Source organism: Bradyrhizobium embrapense (assembly GCF_001189235.2).
GTDB lineage: Bacteria > Pseudomonadota > Alphaproteobacteria > Rhizobiales > Xanthobacteraceae > Bradyrhizobium > Bradyrhizobium embrapense.
Genome location: NZ_LFIP02000004.1, coordinates 219,820 through 241,455, shown reverse-complemented (window position 1 = coordinate 241,455; position 21,636 = coordinate 219,820). Strand labels below are relative to the sequence as shown.

Annotated in this window: 19 protein-coding genes and 1 pseudogene; 10 read left to right on the top strand and 10 right to left on the bottom strand. The window is 65.4% G+C overall.

Annotation, left to right across the window (positions count from 1 at the left end):
* Positions 1-166: 166 nt before the first annotated feature.
* The 3 genes from AKN83_RS19945 to AKN83_RS19935 all read left to right on the top strand — a co-directional run bounded on the left by AKN83_RS19945 (position 167) and on the right by AKN83_RS19935 (position 4,839).
* Positions 167-1,843, top strand: coding sequence for a glutamine--tRNA ligase/YqeY domain fusion protein (locus AKN83_RS19945; protein ID WP_050402438.1), 1,677 nt, complete (start codon positions 167-169; stop codon positions 1,841-1,843).
* Positions 1,844-1,878: 35 nt separating this feature from the next.
* A complete protein-coding gene (locus tag AKN83_RS19940) occupies positions 1,879-2,265 on the top strand; it encodes a YybH family protein (RefSeq protein ID WP_050402439.1) in 387 nt (128 codons plus the stop codon).
* Between the two features lie 288 nt (positions 2,266-2,553).
* Entirely contained in the window at positions 2,554-4,839 is a 2,286-nt protein-coding gene (locus AKN83_RS19935) for a ComEC/Rec2 family competence protein (protein WP_050402440.1), read from the top strand.
* Here AKN83_RS19935 and AKN83_RS19930 read toward each other — a convergent pair.
* The 5 genes from AKN83_RS19930 to AKN83_RS19910 form a co-directional block, all read right to left on the bottom strand.
* On the bottom strand, positions 4,836-5,063 hold the full coding sequence (locus AKN83_RS19930) for a hypothetical protein (RefSeq protein ID WP_050402441.1): 228 nt from the start codon (positions 5,061-5,063) through the stop codon (positions 4,836-4,838). The genes AKN83_RS19935 and AKN83_RS19930 overlap by 4 nt on opposite strands.
* 145 nt (positions 5,064-5,208) lie before the next feature.
* On the bottom strand, positions 5,209-5,637 hold the full coding sequence (locus AKN83_RS19925; protein WP_050402442.1) for a hypothetical protein: 429 nt from the start codon (positions 5,635-5,637) through the stop codon (positions 5,209-5,211).
* A 256-nt stretch (positions 5,638-5,893) separates the two neighbouring features.
* Complete coding sequence (gene lexA / locus AKN83_RS19920) at positions 5,894-6,598, bottom strand: transcriptional repressor LexA (protein WP_050402443.1); 705 nt, start codon at positions 6,596-6,598, stop codon at positions 5,894-5,896.
* A 244-nt stretch (positions 6,599-6,842) separates the two neighbouring features.
* The gene (locus tag AKN83_RS19915) at positions 6,843-8,054 is read right to left on the bottom strand and encodes a molybdopterin molybdotransferase MoeA (RefSeq protein WP_050402444.1); all 1,212 of its coding nucleotides are present in this window, start codon (positions 8,052-8,054) and stop codon (positions 6,843-6,845) included.
* Positions 8,055-8,077: 23 nt separating this feature from the next.
* Positions 8,078-8,704: an HAD family hydrolase gene (locus AKN83_RS19910; RefSeq protein WP_050402445.1), complete on the bottom strand. Its 627-nt coding sequence runs from the start codon at positions 8,702-8,704 to the stop codon at positions 8,078-8,080.
* A 998-nt stretch (positions 8,705-9,702) separates the two neighbouring features.
* Here AKN83_RS19910 and AKN83_RS19905 point away from each other — a divergent pair.
* From AKN83_RS19905 to AKN83_RS39785, 3 genes are all read left to right on the top strand, one after another.
* The gene (locus tag AKN83_RS19905) at positions 9,703-10,614 is read left to right on the top strand and encodes an amino acid ABC transporter substrate-binding protein (protein WP_050402502.1); all 912 of its coding nucleotides are present in this window, start codon (positions 9,703-9,705) and stop codon (positions 10,612-10,614) included.
* Positions 10,615-10,775: 161 nt separating this feature from the next.
* A complete protein-coding gene (locus AKN83_RS19900; protein ID WP_050402446.1) occupies positions 10,776-11,789 on the top strand; it encodes an ABC transporter substrate-binding protein in 1,014 nt (337 codons plus the stop codon).
* A 409-nt stretch (positions 11,790-12,198) separates the two neighbouring features.
* Positions 12,199-12,348, top strand: coding sequence for a hypothetical protein (locus tag AKN83_RS39785; RefSeq protein ID WP_157113477.1), 150 nt, complete (start codon positions 12,199-12,201; stop codon positions 12,346-12,348).
* Positions 12,349-12,439: 91 nt separating this feature from the next.
* Here AKN83_RS39785 and AKN83_RS41270 read toward each other — a convergent pair.
* Positions 12,440-12,625, bottom strand: a pseudogene (locus AKN83_RS41270) (hypothetical protein); the annotation flags it as partial.
* A 257-nt stretch (positions 12,626-12,882) separates the two neighbouring features.
* Between AKN83_RS41270 and AKN83_RS39780 the strand changes: the two are divergent.
* From AKN83_RS39780 to AKN83_RS19885, 3 genes are all read left to right on the top strand, one after another.
* Positions 12,883-13,044 carry a hypothetical protein gene (locus AKN83_RS39780; protein WP_157113476.1) on the top strand — a complete coding sequence of 54 codons (162 nt, stop codon included), beginning with the start codon at positions 12,883-12,885 and terminating at the stop codon, positions 13,042-13,044.
* Positions 13,045-13,056: 12 nt separating this feature from the next.
* Entirely contained in the window at positions 13,057-14,244 is a 1,188-nt protein-coding gene (locus AKN83_RS19890; RefSeq protein WP_050402449.1) for an NADH:flavin oxidoreductase/NADH oxidase, read from the top strand.
* A 183-nt stretch (positions 14,245-14,427) separates the two neighbouring features.
* A complete protein-coding gene (locus AKN83_RS19885; protein ID WP_050402450.1) occupies positions 14,428-15,777 on the top strand; it encodes a S41 family peptidase in 1,350 nt (449 codons plus the stop codon).
* 105 nt (positions 15,778-15,882) lie between these two features.
* On the opposite strand, the gene AKN83_RS19880 is transcribed toward AKN83_RS19885, so the two are convergent.
* A complete protein-coding gene (locus AKN83_RS19880; RefSeq protein ID WP_050402451.1) occupies positions 15,883-18,615 on the bottom strand; it encodes a bifunctional diguanylate cyclase/phosphodiesterase in 2,733 nt (910 codons plus the stop codon).
* Positions 18,616-19,050: 435 nt separating this feature from the next.
* On the opposite strand from AKN83_RS19880, the gene AKN83_RS19875 reads away from it, so the two are divergent.
* Positions 19,051-19,215, top strand: a complete 165-nt coding sequence (locus tag AKN83_RS19875; RefSeq protein ID WP_050402452.1) for a Flp family type IVb pilin — start codon at positions 19,051-19,053, stop codon at positions 19,213-19,215.
* A gap of 16 nt (positions 19,216-19,231) precedes the next feature.
* On the opposite strand, the gene moaC is transcribed toward AKN83_RS19875, so the two are convergent.
* From moaC to trpD, 3 genes are read right to left on the bottom strand one after another with little or no spacing between them, the layout of a single operon-like run.
* Positions 19,232-19,747, bottom strand: coding sequence for a cyclic pyranopterin monophosphate synthase MoaC (gene moaC, locus AKN83_RS19870; RefSeq protein ID WP_050402453.1), 516 nt, complete (start codon positions 19,745-19,747; stop codon positions 19,232-19,234).
* A gap of 4 nt (positions 19,748-19,751) precedes the next feature.
* The gene (gene trpC, locus AKN83_RS19865) at positions 19,752-20,573 is read right to left on the bottom strand and encodes an indole-3-glycerol phosphate synthase TrpC (RefSeq protein WP_050402454.1); all 822 of its coding nucleotides are present in this window, start codon (positions 20,571-20,573) and stop codon (positions 19,752-19,754) included.
* 11 nt (positions 20,574-20,584) lie between these two features.
* Positions 20,585-21,598, bottom strand: a complete 1,014-nt coding sequence (trpD, locus tag AKN83_RS19860; RefSeq protein WP_050402455.1) for an anthranilate phosphoribosyltransferase — start codon at positions 21,596-21,598, stop codon at positions 20,585-20,587.
* Positions 21,599-21,636: the final 38 nt, after the last annotated feature.

Genomic DNA, 21,636 nt, shown 5'->3' with positions numbered 1-21,636 from the left:
TATGCTGGAATGGGCGGTGGTGTATATCAGGAACCGGACATAACTAAAGCCCCGGCCGACCTTTTGCCCACCAAACCAGGCTCTGAAACGGGACTCTGAAACCAGACTTGGCCGGACGGCGCGAATTTGGCAGAAGGTTGAGCTTAATCCTCCAGGGAACCCTTTGATGACGACTGACACGACGGCAGAGGCAGGGCGCGACTTCATCCGCGACATCGTCCAGGCTGATCTCTCCTCCCATAAGCACAACCGGATCGTGACCCGCTTCCCGCCGGAGCCGAACGGCTACCTGCATATCGGCCACGCCAAGTCGATCGCCCTGAATTTTGGTATCGCCCAGGAGTTCGGCGGGCAGTGCAACCTGCGTTTCGACGACACCAATCCGACCAAGGAGGAGCAGGAGTACATCGACTCGATCCAGGCCGACGTGCATTGGCTCGGCTACGATTGGGGCAACAACCTTTTCTATGCGTCGGACTATTTCGAGCGCCTGTACGATTGGGCGGAGGGCCTGATCAAGGCCGGTTACGCCTATGTCGACGATCAGTCGCAGGAGGAGATCCGCATGTCCCGCGGCACGTTGACCGAGCCCGGCAAGAACTCGCCGTTCCGCGATCGTTCGGTCGAGGAGAACCTCGACCTGTTCCGCCGCATGAAGGCCGGTGAGTTCTCGAATGGCGCCCGGGTGCTGCGCGCCAAGATCGACATGGCGGCCGGCAACATCAACCTGCGCGATCCCGTGCTGTATCGCATCCTGCACGCCCACCATCCGCGCACCGGCGACAAATGGTCGATCTATCCGAGCTACGACTACGCGCACGGCCAGTCGGACGCCATCGAGGGCATCACCCATTCGATCTGCACGCTGGAGTTCGAGGATCACCGCCCGCTCTATGAGTGGCTGCTCGACAAGCTGCCGGTGCCCTCGAAGCCGCGCCAGTACGAAATGGCGCGGCTGAACCTGACCTACACGCTGCTGTCCAAGCGCGTGCTGACGCAGCTCGTCCGCGACGGGCACGTCTCGGGCTGGGACGACCCGCGGATGCCGACCATCGCCGGCCTGAAGCGGCGCGGTGTGCCGCCGGCGGCGGTGCGCGAGTTCATCAAGCGCATCGGCGTTGCCAAGGCCAACAGTGTGGTCGATGTCGGCATGCTCGAGTTCTGCATCCGCGAGGAGCTGAACCGCACGTCGCTGCGCCGCATGGCGGTGCTGCGGCCGCTCAAGGTGGTGATCGAGAACTATCCGGAAGGGCAGGTCGAAGAGATCGAGGCGATCAACCATCCCGACAATCCGGAAGCAGGTACCCGCAAGATCGCCTTCGGCCGCGAGCTCTATATCGAGCGCGACGACTTCATGGAGAACCCGCCGAAGAAGTTCTTCCGTCTCTCGCCCGGCAACGAGGTGCGCCTGCGCTATGCCTACTTCATCAAGTGCACCGGCGTCGTAAAGAACGACGCCGGCGAGATCGTTGAGCTGCGCGCGACGTACGACCCCTTGACCAAGGGCGGCAACGCGCCCGATGGCCGCAAGGTCAAGGCGACGATGCACTGGTTGCCGGCGGCGCAGTCGAAGCCGGCGGAGGTCCGCATCTACAATCAGCTGTTCGCCAACCCGAGCCCGAATGCGGCCGATTTCGCCGCCGACCTCAATCCGCAGTCGCTGGAAGTGCTGAGCGATGCGCGGGTCGAGCCCGCGATCGCCGAGAGCAACTCGCCTGAGGCGATGCAGTTCGAGCGGCAGGGCTATTTCGTGCGCGATGCGGATTCGACGCCGGACCGGCTGGTGTTCAACCGCACCATCGGCCTGCGCGACACCTTCGCCAAGGAAGTCGGCAAGGGTTAGCGCAATCCGGCGCGAACAAAGGAGGGAGGCGATCGATGCTAGATGAAGCCAACGAGATCGCCTCCGCCATCATCGCGCGATGGTCCGCCGGTTTCGGCAAGCTCGATGCGGATGCGCTGGCTGCGCTCTACTCGCAGCACGCCTTCTTCTTCGGCTCGAACCCGACGCTGTATCGCGGCCGGAACGGTGTGAAAGCCTATTTCAACGGCCTGCCGCGCTGGCAGGCCCCGCGCGTGGAGTTCAGCGATCTCAAGACCGACCGGGTCAATCCCGATCTCGTCAACATGGCTGCGATCGCCTCGTTCTTCGTCGACGGTGACGCGCCCTCGCTGGCCGTCAAGATCACCTGGGTGATCGCGCGCGAGGACGGCGACTGGAAGATCGCCTGCCATCACGTCTCGTCGCAGACGCCGCTGATCTAGCGCCTGCCAAAATATCGAAAACAACCCCATGCACAGTAGCCGGCCGCCGGCGTTCGACAAGGCGGCGTTAGACAAGACTGCTTGACACGCCGGGCAACTCAGGGATAAACTTCTAATATTCCGAAATTGTGCAGCGCGCCGCCGCAAGCGCGAGCTGCGGCCCGCTTTCACGGACCCGGGGCAGCCGCAGCTCGTGTTGCCGGATAGCTTCGTGTTCCGGTTGCGTTCCGCTAGGCGGCCGGCAGGGGCTTCCGCTAGCCTTGTGGCCCGGCAGGGATCGCAAGCGGAATGGCGGAGCAGGGCACGACGCCGGGCGGCAGACGCGGCTACGCGGGGACTTGGCCGCCGCGCGCGGCTGCGCCAGTCGGTGGCTACATCCCGGTGCGCGCCGGCACCTGGCGGCCGCTCGTCGAGACATTGCGGCAATGGGCGCGTGCGGAGGCGGGCGCCGGACGGCTGTTTCCTTGGGTGCCGGTGGCATTCGGCACCGGGATTGCGTTCTATTTCGCTGCTGAGCACGAGCCGGTGTTGTCCGTCGCGGCCACGGTCGCGATCGCGCTCTGCCTGCTGGCGTTGCTGCTGCGGCGGCACCGGGGGTTTGCCGCCGTGGTGATGCTGGCCGCGGTCGCGGCGGGCTTTGCGACGGCGACATGGAAGACCGCGCGGATCGCCCATGGCGTGCTGGCGCGGCCGATATATTCCGTCGCGCTGACCGGTTTCGTCGAGACGCGCGATGTCAGGGAAAAGACTGATCGCTTCGTGCTGCGCGTCGTGTCGATGGAAAGCCAGCGCGAGGTGCCGAAACTCGAGCGCGTCAGGCTCTCGGTGAAAAAGGGCACCGCGCCGGATGTCGGCAGCTTCGTCGAATTGAAGGCCCGGCTGATGCCGCCGCTCGGACCGCAGCGTCCGGGCTCCTATGATTTCGGCCGCGACCTCTATTTCCAGGGTATCGGCGCGTCCGGCTTCGCGATGGGCGCGGTCAAGACCAGTGAGCCGCCGGCGAGCGGCGGCCTCATGCTGCGCTATGCCGCCTTCATGCAGTGGCTGCGCGATGCCATCGACGCGCGGATCCGCACCACGCTTGACGGCGATCAGCGTGCGATTGCAACGGCGCTGCTGACCGGCCGGCGCGATGCGATCACGACGCCGGTCAACGACGCGATGTTCATCTCGGGGCTCGGCCACGTGCTGTCGATCTCCGGATACCATATGGCCGTGGTCGCCGGCGTCGTGTTCTTCACGATCCGCGCGCTGCTTGCGCTGTTTCCGGCGCTGACGGCGGGGCACCCGATCAAGAAATGGGCGGCGGCGGCCGCGCTGGTCGCGGCGGCGTTCTACCTGCTGCTGTCGGGCGCGGAGGTCGCGACCCAGCGATCGTTCTTCATGACCGCGGTGGTGCTGATCGCCGTGATCGTCGATCGCCGCGCGATCACCTTCCGCACGCTGGCGGTGGCGGCGCTGATCGTGCTCGCGATCGCCCCGGAGGCGCTGGTGCATCCGAGCTTCCAGATGTCGTTTGCGGCGACGCTCGGGCTCGTGGCGCTGGTGCAGATCGGGCTGCCGAACCTGCTGGCGTCGCCCGATCACTCGGCAACTGCGCGCCTTGCGCTGTGGGGCGGCCGTGAGCTCACGATGCTGATGCTGGCCTCGCTGGTGGCGGGGCTCGCGACCACGCCCTATGCCGCGTTCCATTTCCATCGCGTGACGCCCTATGGGCTGCTCGCGAACCTCGCGGCGATGCCGGTGGTGTCGGCCGTCGTGATGCCGGCCGGCCTGCTCGGGCTGCTCACCATGCCGTTCGGCTTCGACGGCGTGTTCTGGGCGATCATGGGGTTCGGCATCGACTGGATGATCCTGGTGACGCAATGGGTCGCCGCGCTCCCCGGCGCGGTCGGGCGGATGGCGGCTTTCGGGGTCGGGCCGATGATCCTGGCAAGCGCCGGCCTCGTTCTGCTCGGGCTGTTGCGCACGCCGCTGCGCTGGTCGGGCGCCGCGCTGCTGGTCGTGGCCTCGGTCTGGGCCGTGTCGGTGCCGCAGCCGGACGTGCTGGTCTCCGCCGACGGCCGCAACGTCGCGGTGCGGGGCGGCGACGGCCGGCTGCATCTGATGCGCAGCGCCAAGGACGCCTTCCTGGTCAAGGAGTGGCTGGCAGCGGACGCCGATGCGCGGACCGCGACGGACGCCTCACTCGGTGAGGGTGTCTCCTGCGATCCGAGCGGCTGCGTGACCCAAGGTCCCGGCGGCGCCTTCGTCACCCTGGCGACCCGGTCCGAGGCGCTGACTGATGATTGCGAGCGCGCGGCGCTGATCGTGACCGCGCGGCCGGCACCGAAGGACTGCGCGGCCTCGGTGATCGATGCCGAGCGGTTGCGGCGTCACGGCGCGCTGGTGCTGCGGCGCATCAGGGACGGCTACGCCATTGATGCCGTCAAGCCCGGGGGGATCGACCGGCCATGGTCGCCGGCGGTTCCCGGCGATGGCGAGAGCGAGACCACGCTGCGTGCGACCGCGACCGCGCCACGGCCCGCCGTCGATGCGACGCCGGCCGAGAGCGATTTTCAGGGCGAGGATTAGCCGTTGCCAGGCGAGGGTCCGGCCGGCAGCTCGAACAGGCCAAGATGATACTCGTCAGAGTCGGGGCCGGCATCGGGCTTCTTGACGAGGGTGAAGGAAGCCTCGGGAAACTGCTCCCAGACCTTCAGATCGTCAGCCGTTACCGTCAGCCAGCCGAACCGGAACATGTAGCGGCCCGGTTCCGTGACCCGTCCAGCCTTTTGCCAAGTGACCTTATCGACCACCGCGCACGTCCTCCGTGTACGATGATGCGCCAAGGTGGCCGCTGACGCAAATCTCCTTCTGCGCCCCGGAACCTGACGTCCGGGGTCGCTCCAAATCGCTTAGGTCACTCGCCGCCGGATGGTTCATCCCGCGGTGACGATGCGTTCAACCCAAAAACAGCGACGCGAATGCAGAGGGCCGCCGCTCCACAACCTTCGGCTTCTGCTCGACCGGCGGATGCAGTGCCGGCAATTGCAGCACGCTGACGCGTTGTCCCTCGACGAGCTGGGTCACCAGCACATGGCTGCCGTCGGGGAATTCGACCGCGTCATGATGGCGGTCGGGAACGTCGGGCTCGACTTCGTTGAACACGCCGACGCGGAAATTCATCGTCTTGGTCCAGATCCAGCGGCTGTCGTAGCGAACGTTCTCGGCGAAAGCGAGCTCGGTGCCCGGCAGCATGCAGACCGCGACGTTGGGATCGTTCTCCGAAGCAAAGCCGCGGGTCGACGTGCCGCGGAAAGTCGTGGTGATCAGCGTCTCTCCAACAATGGCGGGGCGCGACGCCACGGCGTGCAGACTATAGTCACACATCGGATGGCTCCTCTAATCGAGGTAGCGACCCGTGCCTCTCCTTGAGGCATAGGGCCTCTACCAGAGTGGACGATAGCGAACGAGTGTCTCCTCGTTTCTGGGCGATTGTACGACTGCTCGACCAACGCCCCCGATCACAAACACGCGACGCTGCGCGAGAGGTATCGGAGCGCATCGGGCAACCAGCACGTTACGCTATCATGCAAGGAACGATCCGATGTGTCGCTCGTTCCCTGCCGCCGCAAGTATTTGAAAATCAGTACTTGCGATAGAGACCGATCAGCTTGCCCTGGATGCGGACCCGGTTCGGCGGCAGAATGCGCACTTCATAGGCGGTGTTGGCCGGCTCCAGCGCAATCGATGCGCCGCGGCGGCGGAAGCGCTTTAGGGTAGCCTCCTCCTCGTCGATCAGCGCCACCACGATGTCGCCGGTGTTGGCGACGTCGTTGCGCTGGATCAGCGCCATGTCGCCGTCGAGGATGCCGGCATCGACCATCGAATCGCCGCGCACTTCCAGCGCATAGTGCTCACCGGCGCCGAGCATGTCGGGCGGCACGCTGATGGTGTGGCTGCGGGTCTGCAGCGCCTCGATCGGCGTACCGGCGGCAATCCGGCCCATCACGGGGACCGCGACCGGACGGTTGCCGTCGTCCTCGGCGATCGGCGGGGTGCTGGCGCGCTTGCCGAGGGTGCCTTCGATGACGCTCGGCGTGAAGCCGCGGCGGCCGTTGCCGCCTCCGGCCGACAGCTCAGGGAGCTTGATGACCTCGATGGCGCGGGCGCGGTTGGGCAGGCGGCGAATGAAGCCGCGCTCCTCCAGCGCAGTGATCAGGCGGTGGATTCCGGACTTCGAGCGCAGGTCGAGCGCATCCTTCATCTCGTCGAACGAGGGCGGTACGCCGGCCTCCTTCAGACGTTCATTGATGAAACGCAGTAGTTCGTACTGTTTGCGCGTGAGCATCTCGAGTATTCCCCCGGTTGGTAGCGTCGTTCGATTCCGAGACTCTACAGGTGCGCCTGCAGGCGGGACCTGACCTCAGGAGCGCGGTGCTCAGTACAAGCGCTTCCTGGGTGGTCTCCCGTTTGTAGACACCAGCACTCGAAACAAATCATGAACGGACACTATATGTTCGATATGTGTTCCGCAACCACTTAATTTCAGGTGAACGCGTTCTGCAACGCGTAATCGGCGGGCCGCGAAAGCCTCACTCCGGCAGCATCAGGATCTCGCATTCGTTGCCTGTGAGGGCGGCGGGCGCAAACGGCGGACGCACGAGAAGTGCGCGTGCCGCAGCGAGATTCCCGAGCAGCGAGGAGTCCTGCTGCATCACGGGCGTTGCGATCAGCGTGCCGTCTTCGCGCTCGTCGAGGCGCGCGCGCAGATAGTCCTCGCGCTGGTCGTTGGCAGCGAGGTCGCGGCCGAGCAGGGCGTTCGCGCGGGCATGATGGACAGTCTTTCGGCCGCTCAGCGCCCGAATCAAGGGCACCAGGAACAGGAAGGCGCAGACATAGGAGGACACCGGATTGCCGGGCAGGCCGATCACCCGCATCGGCCCCAACCGGCCATGCATCATCGGCTTGCCGGGCCGCATCGCGATCCGCCAGAACGCCATCTCGACGCCCTCGGCCTCCAGCGACTTCTTGACCAGGTCGTGGTCGCCGACCGAGGCGCCGCCGGTCGTGATCAGGATGTCCGCGCCGGTGTCGCGGGCCCGGCGGACGCCGGCGGTGGTCGCCTCCACCGTATCGGCGGCAATCCCGAGATCGACGGTCTCGGCGCCTTCGGCGCGCGCCAGCGCCCGCAGCGCATAGCCGTTGGAATAGACGATCTGGCCGGGGCCAGGCTCCGAGCCCGGCATCACCAGCTCGTCGCCGGTCGCCAGCACCGCGACCTTCGGACGGCGGTGCACCGCAAGGTCCGGATAGTTCATGGCCGCCGCGAGCGACAGCGCGCGGTCCGAGAGGCGGCTGCCGGCTTCGAGCAGCACGTCGCCCTCACGGAAGTCGACGCCGGCGGGGCGGATGTGCCGTCCGGCGGCAGCCGGCTCGGTGATCGTGATGTGGTCGCCGTCGACGGTGGTGTCTTCCTGGATGATGACGGCGTCGGCGCCATGGGGGATCACGCCGCCGGTGAAGATCCGCACCGCTTCGCCCGGGCCAACCGTGCGCTCGAACGGCCGGCCGGCAGCGACTTCGCCGATCACCTTGAGCCGGGCCTTCAGATCACCGGCGTCCGCCGCGCGCACGGCATAGCCGTCCATCGCCGACATCGGCTGCGGCGGCTGGGTGCGGCGTGCGGCGAGGTCGCGCGCCAAGGTGCGATGGTAGGCGGCATCGAGCGCGACCATCTCCTCCGGCAGCGGGTTGGCGCCGGAAAGCACCGCGGACAGGGCATCGGCAACCGGCATCAGCGCCACGCTCAGAACTCCTCACGTCCTAATCACAGACCAAGTGCGGCCAGAGCCCTCGCCACGTCATCCGTCGATGTCACGTGGATGGCATGAAGGCCGCGCGCCCGCGCCCCTTCGATATTGGCGGCCAAATCGTCGAAAAACAGGATCCGCGACGCCGGCACGCCGATGGCTTTTACCACATGATCGTAGGCCTCGGCGTGGGGTTTCCGGTGCCCGATCGTCGAGGACAGGAAGACGGTGCGGAAATGGCTGAGCACCTCGGAATGGATCACGGAGAAATGCGCGACATGGGCCGGATTGGTGTTGGAGAAGGCGTAGAGCGGCATCCGCTGAGCGGCGGTCGCGAGCAGGGGGGCGATGCCCGGCATCTCGCCGGTGAAGATCGCGTTCCAGCCTTCGAGGAACTGCGCATCGGTGAGGTCGATGCCGAGCGTCCGGCGCAGGTTCGCGAAGAACGCTGCGTCGTCGATCCGGCCGATCTCGTGATGCTTGAAGCTGTCGTCGACGACGAAGCGCGTGGCAAGGTCGGCCGGCGCGCAGCCGGCATGCTGCGCCCAGTGCGCCATCACCTTCTCGAAGTCGATGTCGAGCACGACGCGGCCGATATCGAACAGCAGCACGTCGACGGAATCGGGAGAGAGTTGCGAGGTCATTGCGTGAAACCGTGTACGAGAATTGCCGGCGGGCGGCAATGTCCCCGATTTGTGCGGCAGGCATGCGACCACAGGGCAGGGTGTCGACCCTGCGGCCCGGGGTCGTGCAACAGTTGAGGCTTGGGGCAATCGGTCCTGGCCTTCGCCGGGACGACACTAAATGTGTGGCGCCGCCTGCATCCCGATCGTCGTCCCTGGCGAATGCCGGCAACCCAAAACCAAGGGCGCGTGTTGTCAATGAGGGCTGTGGCCCCGGCGTCGCGCAACAATCACCTTCAAGCGACTTGTTGCTTACCTCTCATATCCTGGAGAGCGCGAGGCCGAGGTAAGCGATCAGCGCGCCGGTGCTGAGAATGATGACGACGAGCGCCTGCTCCGAACGTGCTTGCAGGGTTTTTCGGCTCACGGCGATGACGCTCCATCCTTTAAAAAATCAATGGCCCAACTCACGTCGGCTGTTATCCGTTCCGGTTCCTGCCCGGGAACTTTGATGTCAGCTGAGCGGGCGCGTTGTAGTCGCTTCTCGTTGCAGGCCAGAAACGCGCAACGCCGCCCGCATTGAAATACGACGGGCGGCGTTGGTTCGAGCCCCAGGAGGAATGGCAAAATCCTGACGTCAGGGATACGGGCGGGAGCGGAGTAAGGTTCAGTCATCGGCTCCGTATGAGTCCGGTACTCCGAAGGAGCGGAGGAAATTGTCGGGGCGGGGTCTAGGATGGCGTGACCAGGTTGCCCTGGCCTCAGCGTGTAACCCCCTCGCTGGGGCCCTTCTTTGCGCCGCGGACGTCCCGGTGCCGCGCGGCAATGTGCGGCGAGCTCAATCGGCGACCTCGCCCGGACCAGAATGCGGCGCGTCCGGATGTCTCGCCGTTGCGGTTGCAAGCGCGGCAGGCGGCAGACCATAGCAAAGCGTGATAGCTGATAGACACAACATCTTCTATCGCCGGGCTTCTGCGTTGGGCTATCACCGCCGCCTGATCCCCGCACAGGAGCCGCCGATGCGTTTGCCCGCCATCCTCTTCGCTCTCATACTCGTCGCGAGCCCCGCGGCGGCCGAGGAGCTGTCGGGCACGCTGCAGAAGATCAAGGAAACAAAAAAGGTCACGCTGGGCTTCCAGGAGGCTTCCGTTCCCTTCAGCTATCTCGACGACAGCCAGCGGCCGATCGGCTTCGCGCTCGATATCTGCCTCAAGATCGTCGATGCCGTGAAGCAGGAGCTCGGCATGCCCGACATCGCGGTCGACTATCTCCCGGTGACCTCGTCGAACCGCATCCCGCTGATGGTCAACGGCACCATCGATCTGCACTGCTCGGCGACCACCAACAGCGCCGAGCGCCAGAAGCAGGTGACCTTCACAAACGCGCACTTCCTGAGCGCCACGCGATTCGCCGCCAAGAAATCGTCCGGCATCAACACCATCGACGACCTCAAGGGCAAGTCGGTCACCGCCGTAGCAGGCTCGGTGAACCTGACGCAGCTCATCAAGGTCAACATGGAACGCAAGCTCGGCATCAACGTGCTGCCAGCCAAGGACCAGGCTGAGGCGTTCTTGATGCTGGAGACCGACCGCGCCCAGGCCTACGCGCTCGACGACGTCCAGCTTGCGGTCGCGATCGCACGATCGAAAGAGCCCGCACTCTACATGATCAGCGCGGAGGCGTTCTCGAAGGCCGAGCCGTTCGGAATCATGCTGCGCCGGGAGGACGCGCCGTTCAGGGCGCTCGCCGACCGCGCGACGGCCGAGCTCTACCAGAGCCCGGAGATCGAGGTCATGTACAGGAAGTGGCTGGAGCAGCCGACCCCGCCGAACGGCATCAACTACAACGTCCCGATCTCGCCGGCGCTGCGCAACGCGTTCGCCCATCCGAGCTCGAGCTTCGATCCTGACGTCTACGAGGTTGCGAAGTAGCGCGGCTGTCGTCGTCCGATATGGATTTCCGCGCCGAACCGCCAATCCTTGGAACGGCTTTTCGCGCGCGGGGCGAAAAACGAAATAGCGTCTCATATACATCGGCGGTTTTTCTCCTAAGCTTGCGGCAGTTGTGACTGCTGATCAGGAGCCTAACGCCGGTGACTACGCCATCTCTCTCTCGACGTTCTGCGCTCGGCGTTCTCGCCGGAAGTCTGGTTGCGCACGGTGTGCGGGCGGAGACGGGGGCGGGCGCAGGCCCTGACCTCGGCGGCGTCACGTTGCGGGTGGCGTATTACAAGGGTGGCTGGCGCCCGCTGCTGCAGGCCGCCGGCGAGGACAAGACGCCCTACAGGATCGAATGGAAGGAGCTCAACAATGGCGTGCTCCATATCGAGGCCCTGAACGGCGATGCGCTCGACATCGGTTCGGGCAGCGAGATTCCGGCAATGTTCGCCGCGCGCCAGAACGCCAAGGTGCGCTTCATCGCCGTCACGCATGAGGATCTCAACATCCAGGTCACGGTGGCGGCAAAGGATGCGCCGATCCATTCGATCGCCGATCTGAAGGGAAAGCGCGTCGGCTATGTGCGTGCGACCACGGCGCACTACTTCCTCGCCAAGCAGCTCGAGGAAGCGGGCCTTGCGTTCGGCGACATCGAGGCCATCAATCTGACGCCGTCGGACGGCTACTCGGCGTTCGCCTCCGGCAAGCTCGATGCCTGGGCGATCTATGGCTACAATGGGCAGCTTGCGATCGCGAAGCAGGGCGCGCGCCTGCTCAAGACCGGGGTCGGCTATCTCTCGGGCAATTTCCCGATCTACGCCAATCCGAAGGCGGTCGACGATCCGCAGCGCCACGCGGCCGTGACCGATTTTCTGCTGCGCATCCAGCGCGCCTACGCGTTCGCCAACAAGAATTTTCCCCTCTATGCGGCGGCGCAGGTGGCCGAGACGCATTTGCCGCTGCAGGACATCCTCGACCAGTTCGCCCGCCGCAGCGACGACTTCTCGCTCGCAGGTGTTACGCCTGACGTGCCGCAGACCCACCAGAAGGTCGCCGATACCTTCCTCAAGCTCGGTGTGCTCGACGCGCGCGCCGAGGTTGGAAAGTTCTGGGACACGAGCTTCAACGACGCGATCGCCGCGGGTGCAGCGCGGCTCGCGCGGAGCTGACCCGGTGTCGCGAGGATGTAGCCCATATGGGCTACATGATGGACGGCAGGTTCCCGCTGATCGCGGCGTTTTTCGTTATCAAATTCCGGGCCATTTGGAGTTGCAGATATTTGCGGCCCAACGCGACGGCTGGGGCCCCAGGAGGTGTTGTGCGCCTCTGGGGCAATGATCAGGGCACAGACGCCGAGCAGGACACAGACGAGAAATGTCCAGCGCGATCGCGGCCGGCTTGTGCTGTGCTGCCATGCAGACCGGAAAGCTTGCAGGCCACGTCAGCTCCGTACCATGATGGTGACCAGATCGAATGCGGGTCTGGTAGACGGACCGGGCACGGCCGCCGAGGGGGCCGGACCACTCTTGTTTGCAGCTGATGATTGCCACCTGTGCGGATTGTTGCTCGGAGCTGAAATTGAATCACGACACGTTGGCCAAGCTCACCGTCACCATCATCGTCCTGGTCGCGCTGCTGGTCTGGCGTGTTGCCGACCAGAAGAGAGCGATCGCATGCGGGCTAAATTGCCCGACCGACCTGTCGGCGAACCGCAAGCCCGCTCAATAAAGTCAGAACTGCTCAGATCAGCAGCGCAATTCAAGCCGGCGCCGATCGGTGCCATTGACCGGCGTCGCGTCTGTTGAGGACGCGCAATGCGCTAACGCTTGGCAGGCTCACCGCTCTTGTTGCCGGGCAATCCCTTGACGTTGGAGGGGTCCTGTTGCCGGACGTGCTGGTTCTGCGAGCTTGAGCCCACCGTGCTTTGTCCTTTGGCCGGCGGCCCGTTCTTGTTTCCCGGAGCGCCGCTGATTCCGGTCCCGGAATTCTGCGCGCTCGGAGACGTCGCGGCATCCGTGGAACCGGTGGCAGCATTGGGGCGTCCAGGAGGCGTCGAGGCCGCGCCGGGGCGGTCCTGATCTCCGACATAACCGGATTCACCGGAATTGCGTGTCTTGGCGCCCTTGTCGGCGTCATTTTGCAGGCTTTGCGCGGCCGCGTGTCCAGCGATGATCGGGCCGGTTGCCATGACACCGGCGATGAACAACGCGATTGTGCTGATCCTCATGAGCTTCCTCCTTGCGGTTGCCAGAGACAACACGCGTGGCGATCATGATTTCCTCCGCGCGCAAAAATTCGATGCGGTGGAACCTGCAATTTCGACGAGCGCGCGCGGCCGCGGCGTGCCTCTATCGGCCGTTGCGCGGTGCGTATATCGTCGGCGACAAATACAAGATCGGTCCGGCGTGCCGGGTAACGATGTGAAGCGAGGAAGCGATGTCCGACAAGCTGCTGTTTTCGCCGATGACCATTCGCGGCGTCACGTTGAAGAACCGCATCGTGGTGCCGCCGATGCATCAGTATTCGGCCGAAAAGGGCTTTCCGACCGACTGGCATTTGATGAATGCCGGCAAGTTCGCCGCCGGCGGCGCCGGTCTGGTGATTGTCGAATCGACCAAGGTCGAGCGTCGCGGTTGCGGAACGATCGGCGATCTCGGCATCTGGGACGACAAGTTCATCGCACCGCTCAGCCGGATCGTCAGCTTCATCAAACAGCAGAACGCCGTCGCCGGCATCCAGCTTGGCCATTCCGGCCGCAAAGCGCGCGCAAGCCGCCCCTGGGAGGGCGACCGTCCGCTGGAGCGCAGCGCTGCGATCGAGGATTGGGACGCCTGGACCCCGGTGGCGCCGAGCGCGATCGCCCATAGCGAGCGTTGGCCGGTGCCGCGCGCGCTGGAAACGCATGAGGTGAAGGATCTCGTTGCGGCCTGGGGGCAGGCGGCGCGGCGCGCGCATGAGGCCGGGTTCGAGGTGCTAGAGCTGCACGGCGCCCATGGCTATCTCGTGCACGAATTCCTCTCCGCGCGCGCCAACCAGCGCAGCGACGAATATGGCGGCTCGGACGCCAACCGGATGCGCTTCCTGATCGAGGTGACCGAGGCCGTGCGCGGCTACTGGCCGGATCACAAGCCGTTGTTCGTGCGGCTGTCGGTCGAGGACAATGCCGGGTGGGGCCCGGAGCAGAGCGCGCACCTGGCGAAGATCCTGAAGACGAAGGGCGTCGACGTGATCGACTGCTCGTCGGGCGGAATCAGCGAGATGGCGCCGATCCTCGGCAAGGAGATCAAATACAACTATCAGGTGCCGCTGGCGGAATATGTCCGCCGGCACGCCGATATCATGACCATGGCGGTCGGCCTGATCATCCATGGTGACCAGGCCGAGCAGGTACTGCGTGACAAACAAGCAGATTTGATCGCGGTCGGCCGGGAAATCCTCAATAACCCGAACTGGCCGATGGATGCCGCGCTAAAACTCGGGGTTGAAGGGCCATTTCGCCATGTTCCTGCGCAGTTTGGCTATTGGCTGGGCACCCGGGCCAAGCGCGGATTCGGGACTAGGCCATCGACCTGGCAGAACGGGTTGCGCGAGCCTGGGCCGGAGGCCGACCGGGAGCTGACTTGAGCCTGACTTGGTGTTGACTAAATGCTGATTTGGGGCTGACCAGGGCATCGTGACAGGACCGTAATGGTCCGGTGACGAGGCGGCCTTGATCCGACCAAAAAGCCGTTGTGTGGTGCCCCCGTCGGGGTGGGGCAGGCGAACGTTGCGGAACGTTGCCGGCCGATAGCGAAGGGATCACGGATAATGCGCAGACATGTTGGCTTCTTCCTCGGGACGGTTGCGGGAGCGTGTCTCACCCTGCTCGTGGCCTCGCCGCAGGGGGCGCATCTGTTCGCCGTCGCCAATGCCGCCGCGCATGCCGACAACACCTATTCGCAGCTCAATTTGTTCGGCGAGGTGTTCGAGAAGATCAAGACCGACTACGTCGAGAAGCCCGAGGACTCCAAGCTCGTCGAAGGGGCGATCAACGGCATGATCTCCTCGCTCGATCCGCACTCCCGCTACATGAACGAGAAGGGCTGGGCGGAGATGCAGGAGACCACGCATGGCGAGTTCGGCGGACTCGGCATCGAGGTCACGATGGAGGACGGCTTCGTCAAGGTGGTGGCGCCGATCGACGACACGCCGGCCTCGCGCGCCGGCATCATGTCGGGCGACGTGATTACCTCGATCGACGATGAGCAGATTCAGGGCCTGACGCTCGATCAGGCCGTCAACAAGATGAAGGGTGCGCCCAACAGCTCGATCCGGCTGAAGATCATCCGCAAGGACGCCGACAAGCCAATCGAGGTCTCGATTACCCGCGAGATCATCCGTGTCCGCCCGGTGAAGTACCACGTCGAGGGCGGCGACATCGGCTATGTCAGGATCACCTCGTTCAACGAGCAGACCACCGAGGGCCTGCGCAAGGCGATCGGCGAGATCCAGAAGCAGGTCCCGCAGGACAAGCTCGCCGGCTACGTCGTCGACCTGCGCAACAATCCGGGCGGCCTGCTCGATCAGGCGGTCTCGGTGACCTCGACGTTGATGCAGCGCGGCGAGGTGGTCTCGACCCGCGGCCGCAATCCGGAAGAGACCCAGCGCTTCACCGCCCATGGCGGCGACATGACCAAGGGCAAGCCGCTCGTGGTGCTGATCAACGGCGGCTCGGCCTCGGCCTCCGAGATCGTCGCGGGCGCGCTGCACGACCACAAGCGTGCGACGCTGATCGGCACCCGCTCGTTCGGCAAAGGCTCGGTGCAGACAATCATTCCGCTCGGTGCCGGCAATGGTGCGCTGGCGCTGACCACGGCGCGCTATTTCACCCCGTCGGGCCATTCGATCCAGGCGCTTGGCATCAAGCCCGACATCGAGGTGCTGCAGGACGTGCCGGACGAGTTCAAGACCCGCTCCGAGATCAAGGGCGAGGCCTCGATGCGCGGCCACCTCTCCGCCGAGGGCGCCGAGCAGACCGGCTCGCAGTCCTACGTGCCGCCGGACGAGAAGAACGACAAGGCGCTGGCTGCGGCGTTCAACCAGCTGCGCGGCGTCACCGTGAACGCCGACGCCAAGAACGCCGACAAGGCCGCGCAGAAGCGGCCGGTGCCGAACTAGAGGCTATCCCGTTCCGATTGAATCGGAACGGGGCTCGCCCTTCTTGTCTTGACGCGTTTTCTTCACGCGAACCGGTATCCACTTCGCTCGAAACGCTGCAGGCGGTCAGGCCGCGCCGGCGACCGGTTTGCGCCGGCGCGCGGCGGTCGGACCTGCTGCGGGGCCACGGTGATGCCCGGCCAACAGCTCGCGGATCTGGGCGGCCGGTTTTGGCGGGCTGAACAGATAGCCCTGCATTTCCGAGCAGCCGAGCTCGCGCAGCAACTGGCGCTGCTGCGCGGTCTCGACGCCTTCTGCGGTGGTCGTCATGCTGCGCTCGGCAGCGATGTTGACGACCGCCTCGACGATGCCGGCTGAACCCTGCGGATCGGCGATGTCGGTGACGAAGCAGCGGTCGATCTTGATCTTGTCGAACGGGAAGCGCTTCAAATAGCTCAGCGATGAATAGCCGGTGCCGAAATCGTCGAGCGCGATCCGGATGCCGATGGCGCGGAGCTGGTGCAGCGCGGCCAGCGCCGTCTCGTCGTCGCGGATCAGCACCGCCTCGGTGATCTCGAGCTCGAGCCGGCCCGCCGACAGGCCCGATGCCGCGAGCGCCGCGATCACCTTGAGCGCCAGCGTGCCGGTCCGGAACTGCACCGGCGAGACGTTGACCGCGAGCCTGATGTGATCGGGCCAGTTCACGGCTTCCTTGCAGGCCGTCATCAGCACCCATTCGCCGAGCTGGTTGATCAGGCCGGTCTCCTCGGCGATCGGCACGAAGTCGGCCGGCGAGATCATGCCGCGCACCGGATGGCGCCAGCGCACCAGCGCCTCGCAGCCGGTGATCTCGTTGCTGCGCAGATCGACGCAGGGCTGGTAATACACTTCGAGCCCGCTGCCAGCAGCGATGGTCTGCCGCAGCTCCATCTCGAGCTCGCGGCGGGCGCGGGCGTCGGCGTCCATCGCCGGCTCGAAGAAGCGCGCGACGCGCCGGCCGGCCGACTTCGCCGCATACATTGCAAGGTCGGCGTTCTTCATGATCTGGTCGAGATCGGTGCCGTCCCTCGGCGCCAGCGCGATGCCGATGCTGGCGTCGGTGGTGACCTGGTGGCCGAGGCATTGATAGGGCGAGCGGATCACCTCGTAGATGCGCGCGACGAGGTCGGTGACCTCGACCTCGCTCTTCACGCCGGTCTGCACGATCGCGAATTCGTCGCCGCCGAGCCGGGCGACGAAATCGCCGTCGCCGATCACGCCGCTCAGCGTCCGTGCCACCGACTTGAGCAACTCGTCGCCGACCATGTGGCCGAGCGAGTCGTTGACGCCCTTGAATTCGTCGATGTCGATATAGAGCACCGCGAGCTGGCTGCCGGGCGCGACATCGGTCAGCTCGCGCTTGATCTTCTCATGGAACAGCGCGCGGTTCGGCAGGTCGGTGAGTGCATCGTAGTGGGCAAGATGCGTGATGCGCTCCTCGGCGCGGCGGCGTTCGGTGACGTCCTCGTGGGTCGCAAGCCAGCCGCCGTCGGCCAGCGGCTCGTTGACCACCTGGATCGAGCGCCCGTCGGGCGTTGCGATCACCATGGTGTTGCGGATGCCGACGTCGCGCAGCACGAGGTTGACGTAGCGTTCGACGTCACCCTGGAACGAGCCGGTCAGGTGGCGATGCGCGACGACGTCGCGGAAGCTGCAGCCGGGCCGGATGACGTCGGCGGATAATCCGTACATCTCGATATAGCGCTTGTTGCAGATCACGAGACGCTGCGCGGCATCGAACAGCAACAGGCCCTGGGTCATGTTGTTGACGGCGGTGTCGAGCCGGAGCTTCTCCAGCGTCAAACGCTGCTGCTGGGTGCGGTGCTGCTGCAACAGCTTGCGCACAACGAGCGTCAGCAGGATCGCGATCGCCAGCACCGATGCTGCGGTCACCGCGATCAGCATGCCGATCTGCTCGCGCCAGTTGGCGAGCGCCGCCTCCGTGGTGGTCGTGGCGACGACGACGATCGGGAATTTGGACAGCGCCCGCGACGACACCAGGCGGTCCTTGCCGTCGACCGGGCTGGTCAACCGCGAGGTGCTCTGCGATAGCTCGAACACCTGCTGCTGATTGGCCGGGCCGGTGCGGAAGTTCTTCCCGATCATCTCCTCGACGTGGGGATAGCGCGCCAGCAGCGTGCCGTCGCGATGGTGCATCGAGATCGCGGCGCCGTCGCCGAGCGCAACGGTCGAGAAGAATTTCTCGAAGGTCGCCGGCTCGATGCCGCGCCCGACCACGCCGAGGAACTCGCCTTGCGGTCCCGTGACCTTGCGGACGATCGCGGTGGTCCAGTTCCCGCTGACGCGGCTGACCACCGGCGCGACCATCATGTCGGGCGAGTAGGGGCCGGATCTGAAGATCTTGAAGTAGTCGCGATCGGCGATCGAGGCCTGCGGCAATGGCCAGGCGCTCGAGCTGTTGATCAGCGCGCCGTCGGCGTCGAACACGTTGAGGCTGCCGACATTGGACAGCGCGTCCATCTTGGACTTGAGCATCGCATGGATGTCGGCGGCGGACATCCGGCGCCTGTAGTTCTCCGGCGTCGCGATCCCGTTGTCGCGCATGAACGCGATCAGGTCACGCTGGACCACTTCGAGGTCGTCGAGCTGCTGGTCGAAATGCCGCGCCAGCAGCAGTACGGTGTTCTCGAGCTCGCGCTCGCTGTTATGCAGGGCGCGCTCGCGGAAATTCTCCGCCATCAAGGTGGCGCCGATCGCGATCGCGGCCATCAGCACGGCGCCGCCGAGGATCAGCCAGCGGATCGGACCGCTGCCGATCACAGAGGTGACGTTGAACAAGGCGCTGCCGTTTTGCTTCATCTGACGCTATCGCTTCCAGGCGTTTCACCCGAAAGTAGCTTTCACGCACCTCCGGCCCGCGAAAGTCGTATCCAAACGAAATGGAGCGCCGGTTAGCGAGATTGGTTAACGAGTGGTTGCGGATAGGGGGCCTACACCGTTCCGGGTTGACGCTACAAACTCCCCTCCGGCTGGGGCGAAATGAGGCAATTGCCGCTGATGCAGTTTGACGAGGCCGCGACATCGTTGCAGCGCTGATCGATATCAGGACAACAGGTTCCCAAAGCGAAAACTGCAGATTCTGCCGGTCGAGAAGTGCGACGCGGAATTCCTTGCCGGGCGCAAGGCCGATGCAATCATCTGTTTACGATCTAACTCGATGAACCTGCTCGATGTTGGCCTCGGCACGTTGTTTGCGTGTGGTTGCGCGAAATTCAAGGGTGCGAGGGTATCATCATGAAGAGGCTTGTGCAGAGCTTTTGGGCCGACGAAACCGGTGCTACCGCGATCGAATACGGGCTGATCGCAACCGGCATCGCCATCGCGATCATTGCAGCGGTGAAAGGCGTCGGCACCAGGCTCTCGGGCACCTTCAATACGATCAGCGGTTCACTGAAGTGATCGAGCGAACCGGCGTTCACGCGCCGGCACGATAGTGCCCGGATTTGCCGCCGATCTTCTCGACCAGGTGAATGCCTTCGATCCGGATGCCGCGGTCGACCGCCTTGACCATGTCATAGATCGTCAGGCAGGCGACCGAAACCGCGGTCAGCGCCTCCATCTCGACGCCGGTCGGTCCCGTCACCTTGACGCTGGCGCGGACGATGCAGCCGGGCAGCTTATCGTCGGTTGCGATGTCGATCGTGACCTTGCTCAGCGCCAGCGGATGGCAGAGCGGGATCAATTCCGAGGTCCGCTTCGCCGCCATGATGCCTGATATCCGCGCGGTCGCGAGCACGTCGCCTTTCTTGGCCTGCCCGGTTTCGATCAGCGCCAGCGTTGCCTTGCTCATCAGGACGCGGCCTTCGGCGACGGCGGTCCGTTCGGTCGCGGGCTTGGCCGAGACGTCGACCATCCGCGCCTCGCCCTTGGCGTCGATATGGGTGAGGGCGGCGCCAGATCCCTTCGATCCGGCTTTGGTCTTGCGCGCCATCGCGTCAGCGTGTGCCGGTAGCGCGCGGTGCCGTCTGCCGCGTCAGCAAGGCGCGGGTGGCCGCGGTGACGTCCTGTTGGCGCATCAGGCTCTCGCCGACCAGGAAGGTCGACATCCCGACGCGCTCGAGGCGGGCGAGATCATCTGATGTGAAGATGCCGCTCTCGCCGACCATCAGGCGATCGCGCGGGATCAGCGGCGCCAGCGCCTCGCTGGTCGCAAGCGTGGTCTCGAAGGTGCGCAGATTGCGGTTGTTGACGCCGATCATCGGCGAGCGAAGTTTCAAGGCGCGGTCGAGTTCGGCGCGGTCGTGGATCTCGATCAGCACGTCCATGCCATAGCCGAGCGCGGCGTCCTCGAGCTCCCTTGCCGCCGTATCGCCAAGCGCGGCCATGATGATCAGGATGCAGTCGGCGCCGTGGGCGCGCGCCTCCGCCACCTGATAGGTGTCGAACATGAAATCCTTGCGCAGCACCGGCAGATTGGTCGCCGCGCGCGCCGCGACCATGAAATCGAGATGGCCCTGGAACGAGGGCGCATCCGTCAGCACCGACAGGCACGCCGCGCCGCCCGCCTCGTAGGCTTTCGCGAGCACGGGTGGATCGAAGTCGGCCCGGATCAGCCCCTTCGAGGGCGAGGCCTTCTTCACCTCCGCGATCAGCGCGTAGTCGCCGCGTGCGTGCTTATCCCTGAGCGCACGGACGAAGCCGCGCGGCGCCGAGGCCGCATTCGCCTGCGCCTCGACCTCGGCGAGCGGACGCGCGCGCTTCGCGGCGGCGATCTCCTCGCGCTTGTAAGCCTCGATCTTGGTCAGGATGTCGGACATGTCTCGCGCTCTCAACCGTTGGAAACCGCGACCAGATGCTTCAGCCGCGCGGCGGCCGCGCCGCTGTCGAGCGACTGCGCGCCGATCGCCACGCCTTCCTTCAAATCCTTGGCGCGGCCGGCCACGATCAGCGCGGCGGCCGCGTTGAGCAGGGCGACGTCGCGATAGGCGCTCGGCTTGCCGGCCAACACGCCGGACAGCGCGATCGCATTGGCATCGGCATCGCCGCCCTTCAGCGCCTCACCGTCGACGCGGCCGAGGCCGGCATCTTCCGGCGTCACTTCCGACGTCCTGATCTCGCCGTTCTCGAGAGTCGCAACGAAGGTAGGGCCGGTGAGGGTGATCTCGTCGAGGCCGTCGGAGCCGTGCACGACCCAGACCTTGTCCGAGCCGAGGTTCTTCAACACCTGCGCCAGCGGCTGCACCCATTGCCGCGAGAACACGCCGACCATCTGCCGCTTGACGCCGGCCGGGTTCGACAGCGGCCCGAGCAGGTTGAAGATGGTGCGGGTGGCGAGCTCGACCCGGGTCGGGCCGACATTCTTCATCGCCGGGTGATGCGCGGGCGCGAACATGAAGCCGATGCCGGCTTCCCTGACGCAGCGCCCGACCTGTGCCGGCGTCAGGTCGAGCTTGACCCCGAGCGAGGCCAGCACATCGGCGGCGCCCGAGCGCGACGACAGCGCGCGGTTGCCATGCTTGGCAACGGGCACGCCGGCGCCGGCCACGATGAAGGCCGCGCAGGTCGAGACGTTGACCGAGCCGGAGCCGTCGCCGCCGGTGCCGACGATGTCGACGGCCTCCGCCGGTGCGCTGACCGGCAGCATCTTGCCGCGCATCGCGGTCACGGCGCCGGTGATTTCCTCGACGGTCTCGCCGCGCACCCGCAGCGCCATCAGCAGGCCGCCCATCTGGGAGGGCGTGGCTTCGCCCGACATCATGCTGTCGAAGGCGGACGCCGCCTCTTCACGCGTCAGCGTGGCGCCGGTGGCGACTTTTCCGATGATCGATTTCAGGTCGTCCATTCGCTGGCTCAGGGTCTGTTGTTGGAGCTCGATCGCCG